The 5,218-nt window shown below is 73.8% G+C and carries 5 protein-coding genes and 1 pseudogene; 1 reads left to right on the top strand and 5 read right to left on the bottom strand.

All coding sequences use genetic code 11. The features are described 5' to 3' along the window. Together FK498_RS17220 and FK498_RS17225 are read right to left on the bottom strand one after the other, a co-directional pair. Nucleotides 1-445, bottom strand: a pseudogene (locus FK498_RS17220) (GntR family transcriptional regulator); the annotation flags it as partial. A 181-nt stretch (nucleotides 446-626) separates the two neighbouring features. Continuing rightward, a complete protein-coding gene (locus FK498_RS17225; RefSeq protein WP_141856730.1) occupies nucleotides 627-1,460 on the bottom strand; it encodes an ion transporter in 834 nt (277 codons plus the stop codon). 132 nt (nucleotides 1,461-1,592) lie between these two features. Between FK498_RS17225 and FK498_RS17230 the strand changes: the two genes are divergently transcribed. Beyond that, entirely contained in the window at nucleotides 1,593-2,546 is a 954-nt protein-coding gene (locus tag FK498_RS17230) for a tripartite tricarboxylate transporter substrate binding protein (protein WP_141856732.1), read from the top strand. Nucleotides 2,547-2,553: 7 nt separating this feature from the next. On the opposite strand, the gene FK498_RS17235 is transcribed toward FK498_RS17230, so the two are convergent. The 3 genes from FK498_RS17235 to FK498_RS17245 all read right to left on the bottom strand — a co-directional run. Continuing rightward, nucleotides 2,554-3,066, bottom strand: coding sequence for a 23S rRNA (pseudouridine(1915)-N(3))-methyltransferase RlmH (locus FK498_RS17235; RefSeq protein WP_141856734.1), 513 nt, complete (start codon nucleotides 3,064-3,066; stop codon nucleotides 2,554-2,556). Beyond that, entirely contained in the window at nucleotides 3,024-4,037 is a 1,014-nt protein-coding gene (locus FK498_RS17240) for a nicotinate-nucleotide adenylyltransferase (protein WP_202614901.1), read from the bottom strand. Before FK498_RS17240 ends, FK498_RS17235 begins: the two co-directional genes overlap by 43 nt. Before the next feature lie 46 nt (nucleotides 4,038-4,083). Further along, a partial coding sequence (locus tag FK498_RS17245) for a glutamate-5-semialdehyde dehydrogenase (RefSeq protein WP_141856738.1) occupies nucleotides 4,084-5,218 on the bottom strand: 1,135 nt, incomplete at its 5' end.

The following is a 5,218-nucleotide window of genomic DNA, read 5'->3' on the forward strand; positions in this document are numbered from 1 at the left end:
CCACCGGGGCGACGAACACGCCCGGCGCGAGGCCGCCGAAGCCTGCCGCCTCCAGGGCGGCCCGCGCCGCCTCGCGCGCGCTCGCGGGACCGAGCACCACGAGCTCCAGGCGCGGGTCCTCGCGCCGCGGCGGGGCGCCGTAGATGCGCCGGGTCGCCTCGGCGAAGGTCTCCGCACCTTTGGCTGCGAGGCGGTAGAACCCGCTGCGGCCGATCCGCCGCCGCTCCAGCCAGCCCTCCGCGGCCAGCCGCGAGACGGCGGTCCGCACCACGCCCTCGCCGATGCCCAGCGCCGCCATGATGGCGAGCAGCGAGGCGAGCGCCAGGGATCCGCCGCGCGGCGCGATCGCATCCCCGTAGAGGGTGATGATCAGCGACCCGGTGCGATGCGGGCCGTTGTGCAGGGCGGCAAGGCGCGGAGCGAGCCAGTCGGGCGGGTCGATCACGGCCGCGCCCGATGCCACGGCATGCCCGGCGAGGGAAGAGGCGCCGCGATGGCGTCGGACGCGCCCGCGCCTGCCGGATCGAGTCCCGGCTGCGTTCCGGCAGCGCGCCCTTGGCCGGGCGGAACGTCGCGTGCGCGGACGCACGCGCACCGGCGGGCGGACGCCGCCGCTCCCACCCGCGTCACCGTGGCCCGACGGTCGTCCGCAGCGCGGCCACCTCCTCGCGCAGCGCGCGCAGCTCGCGCATCACGACCGCAGGGTCCAGCCCCGGCAGCGCCTCCGCCTCCTCGCGCTGCTTCCGCAGCGTCTGGATGCTCTCGATGATCACGCCGATGAACAGGTTCAGCATCACGAAGGTCGCGATCAGGATGAAGGGGATGAAGAACAGCCAGGCCTGCGGTGAGGCCTCCATCACCGGCCGCACGATGCCCATCGACCAGCTCTCGAGCGTCATGATCTGGAAGAGCGTGTACATGCTCTCGCCGATCGTGCCGAAGAACTGGGGATGCGTGTCGGCGAAGAGCTTGGTCGCGATCACTGCCGCGACGTAGTAGAGGATCACCATCAGCAGCGCGATCGCGCCGATCCCCGGCACGGCATGGAGCATCGCTTCGACGACGATGCGCAGCCGCGGCATCATGCTGATCAGCCGGAGCACGCGCAACACCCGCAGGGCGCGCAGCACCGAGAGCGGACCGGTCGCCGGCAGCCAGGCGATCGCGATCACCAGCAGATCGAAGATGCCCCAGGGGTCCCGGAAGAAACGGCCGCGGAAGGCGTAGATGCGGGCGAGGATCTCGATGGTGAAGATCCACAGGAACAGTCGGTCGAGCGCCATCAGCACGTCGCCGAAGGCCGCCATGGCGCGCCCCGACGTCTCGAGCCCGAGCGTGATCGCGTTCAGCACGATCAGCGCCATGATCGCGCCCTGCACCGACGGGCGGAGGATGAAGCGGGCGGCGGCGGCGCGCGGCCCCTCGTCGCGCTGATCCTGCGCGGTCAGAACTTCCTGCATGTCGCGGTCCTACCCCTGGCTGGCGGCGCTCAGATGGGAGCGTGACAGGGCAAAAAGAAGGCGCAGCCCGCTGGTCCATCCCGCTGCGGTCCCGCATACTCCGCGGCGACCGGATGCGGGAGGGAGGAGACGATGCGATTTGCCAGGCGCAGCTTCATGGCCGGCTGGGCAGCCGGAATCCTCGGTGCGGCCCGCGGCGCGCGGGCCTGGGAACCCTCGCGGCCGATCCAGCTGATCGTCGGCTTCGCCCCGGGCGGCGGCGCCGATCTCGCCGGACGGGCGATCGCCGAGGCCGCTTCGCGCTTCTTCCCGGTGCCGCTCGTGGTGATCAACAAGCCGGGTGCGGGTGGGGCGATCGCGGCCCAGCAGGTGGCCAACGCGCCCCCCGATGGCGAGCAGCTCCTGGTCGGCGGCGGCAGCGAAAGCATCTCGCTGCCGGCCTTCCGCGACCTGCCCTACGATCCGAAGCGGTCGTTCCGTTCGATCATCCGTCTGACGCGCCAGCCGCTCATCATCGTCGGCGGCCCGAAGACGCGCTATCCCGATCTGCCCGCCGCCATCGAGGCGGCCAGGAAGAACCCGGGCGAGGTGTCGCACGCCTCCTCGGGACAGGGCTCGATCTACCACGCGGTGTTCGTGCTGCTCTCGCAGGCCGCCGGCGTCGAGCTGCTGCACGTGCCCTTCACCGGCGGCGCGCCGTCGCTGCAGGCGCTGCTCGCGGGCACGGTGGAGCTCGCCGTGCTGGCGCCCGAGGAGATCGCGGGGCTCGCAGCCGCAGGCCAGGTCCGGCCGCTCGCGGTCGCCTCCGCCGAGCGACTCGCCGCCTTCCCCGAGGTACCGACGCTGCGCGAACTCGGCTGGAACGTCGTGATCGAGAACATGAAGGGCCTGATGGCGCCGGCCGGCCTGTCCGATGCGGCCGCGGCGACGCTGCACGACCGTTTCCGGCGGGGGATGCAGGAGCCGGCGTGGAAGACATTCCTTGATCGCACCGGCGCGATGGACGGCTATCTCGACGGCCCCGGGTTCCAGGCCGCGATGGACAGCGTGCTGGACGCGCTCCGGGCGAGCCTGAAGCGGGCCTGAGCGCGGCTCATCCGCCGGGCCGTCCGGTGCGATGGTAGGGGTGGCCGCGCAGCAGGCTGTCCGCACGGAAGAGCTGCTCGGCGAGCAGCGCGCGCACCAGCAGATGCGGCCAGGTGGCACGGCCGAAGGCGAGCACATGCGCCGCGCGCGCGAGCACCACGGCGTCAAGCCCCTCCGCGCCGCCGATCGCGAAGGCCACCAGGCGCCCCGCCTCGCGCCAGCGCGCGAGCCGGGCGGCGAACTGCTCGGTGGTCTCGTCCGCGCCGCCGAGATCGAGCGCCACCAGCGTGGCCCCCTCCGGCACCGCGGCGAGGATCGCCGCCCCCTCGCGCCGCTTCGCCTCCATCGGCGTGCCGCGCCCCTCGGCGATCTCGACCAGGCGCGGCGCGAGGCGCAGCCGCGCGGCGTAGCGGTCGTAGAGCGCCTGCTCGGCGCTGCCGCGCCCCCTGCCGACGGCGATGACGACGATCGGCGGGATCAGGCGAAGCGGGCCTCGTCGCCCGGCAGCGTCATGCCCCACATCTTCTCGAGCGCATAATGCGCGCGTGCCTCGGGGCGGAACAGGTGCACCACCACATCGCCCGCGTCGATCAGCACCCAGTCCGAGGCGCCGAGCCCCTCGGTGCGGATGTTGCGGACGCCGTCCCGTTCGAGCGTCTCGATCAGGTGCTCCGCCATCGCCGTGAGCTGGCGGCCGGCAAGGCCGGAGGCAACCACCATGCGATCGGCGAAACTCGCCTTGCCGGCGAGATCGATCACGACGATCTCGTCCGCCTTGTCGTTCTCGAGGCTCGTGACGATCAGCCGCACCAGACGCTCGACGTCGTCCGCCTGCGCGCGACGGGCGGGCAGGCGCCTGCGCTTCCCACCGGCAGCCGCCGCGTCGGCGGCGCGGGCGGCGCGGATCTGCGTCGCACTCGCCGGATGCTCGCGCCCGGGCAGCAGGAGCCAGGCGGGCGGGGCCATGTCCGGCAGCGCGGCCGCGCGGGAATGCGGCAGGCGCGAGGCCGCCATCGCCCGGGTGGCGCGGCCGTGGAGCGCCTTGCGCGTCCAGCCGGGGCGGGGGAACACGACGATCGGGACCATGGCGAAGATCCGCCGCCAGCCCTGCCAGCGCGGGATCTGCACCTGGTTGTCCGCGCCCATCAGCCAGACGAGCCGCGCGCGCGGGAAGCGTCGTGTCAGCAGCGCGAGAGTCTGCACCGTGTAGCGGGTGCCGAGGCGGGCCTCGAGGTCGGTCGGCAGGATGCGCGCGTTGCCCGTGGCGATCCTCGCCGCCGAGGCGAGCCGGTCGGCGAAGGGCGCCATCCCGTCCACCGGCTTGAGGGGATTGCCGGGACTGACCAGCAGCCACACGGCCTTCAGCCCCAGCCGCTTCAGCGCCGTCTCGGCGATGTGGCGATGGCCTTCGTGCGCGGGGTTGAAGCTGCCGCCGAGAATGCCGATCCGGCCGCGTCGGCCGTCGCCCCAGTGGGAGATCGCGGCGGGCACGTCGCGGCTCAGGAACGACGGAGGTGGGGCGTGGTCGCGCGGCCGCTCATCCGCGCACCTGGCCGTCGCCCAGCACGTGGTAGCGGAAGGTGGTGAGCTGCTCCGGCCCGACGGGACCGCGCGCGTGGATGCGGCCGGTGGCGATGCCGATCTCGGCCCCGAAGCCGAACTCGCCGCCGTCGGCGAACTGGGTCGAGGCGTTGACGATGCCGATCGCGCTGTCGATCCCGGCGAGGAAGGCCGCGGCCGCCGCCTCGTCCTCGGTGACGATCGCATCCGTGTGCTCGGAGCCGTGGCGCAGGATGTGGGCCACGGCGCCCTCGACCCCGTCGACCACCGCGACGTTCAGCACGGCATCGAGCCATTCCGTGTCGAAGTCGGCCTCGTTTGCCGCCGGCAGATCGGGGCGGATCGCGCGCGCCCGGGCATCGGCGCGGAAGGCGCAGCCGCGCGCGGCGAGATCGTCGATGATGGGCGGCAGATGCGTCGCGGCGCAGGCGGCATCGACCAGCAGCGTCTCGGTCGCCCCGCAGATCCCCGTGCGGCGCAGCTTGGCGTCCAGCACGATCGCGCGCGCCTTGGCGAGATCGGCGGCCGCGTGCACGAAGGTGTGGCAGCGGCCCTCGGCATGGGCGAGCACGGGCACGCGCGCCTCGGCCTGGACGCGCTCGACCAGCGCGCGCCCGCCGCGCGGCACGATCACGTCGATCAGGCCGGAGCCGGCCAGCATCGCCGCGACGAAGGCGCGATCGGCGGTGGGGGCGACCTGAACCGCCTCCGCCGGCAGCCCGGCCTCGGCGAGGCCCGCGGCGAAGGCCGCATGGATCGCGCGCGCCGAAGCGAGGCTCTCGGAGCCGCCGCGCAGGATCACCGCGTTGCCCGACTTCACCGCGATCGCGCCGGCATCCGCGGCGACGTTGGGGCGGCTCTCGAAGATCATGCCGATCACGCCGAGCGGCGTCGCGACGCGGCGGATGGTGAGCCCGTTCGGCCGCGTCCACTCGGCGAGGACGCGGCCCACGGGGTCGGGCAGCGCCGCGACCTCCTCGACCCCGCGCGCCATCGCCTCGATGCGCGCCGGGGTGAGCGCCAGCCGGTCGAGGAAGGCGGCCGGGCGGCCGGCCGCGCGGGTGGCGGCGACATCCCGCTCGTTCGCGGCGAGGATCGCCTCGGCGTGGCGG

This window comes from Elioraea sp. Yellowstone (assembly GCF_006704265.1).
Taxonomy (GTDB): domain Bacteria; phylum Pseudomonadota; class Alphaproteobacteria; order Acetobacterales; family Acetobacteraceae; genus Elioraea.

What these genes read in the sequence shown, in the direction of transcription:
- FK498_RS17230 (WP_141856732.1), top strand. Translation starts at nt 1,593, where the DNA reads ATGCGATTTGCCAGGCGCAGCTTCATGGCCGGCTGGGCAGCCGGAATC.
- FK498_RS17225 (WP_141856730.1), bottom strand. Translation starts at nt 1,460, where the DNA reads ATGCAGGAAGTTCTGACCGCGCAGGATCAGCGCGACGAGGGGCCGCGC.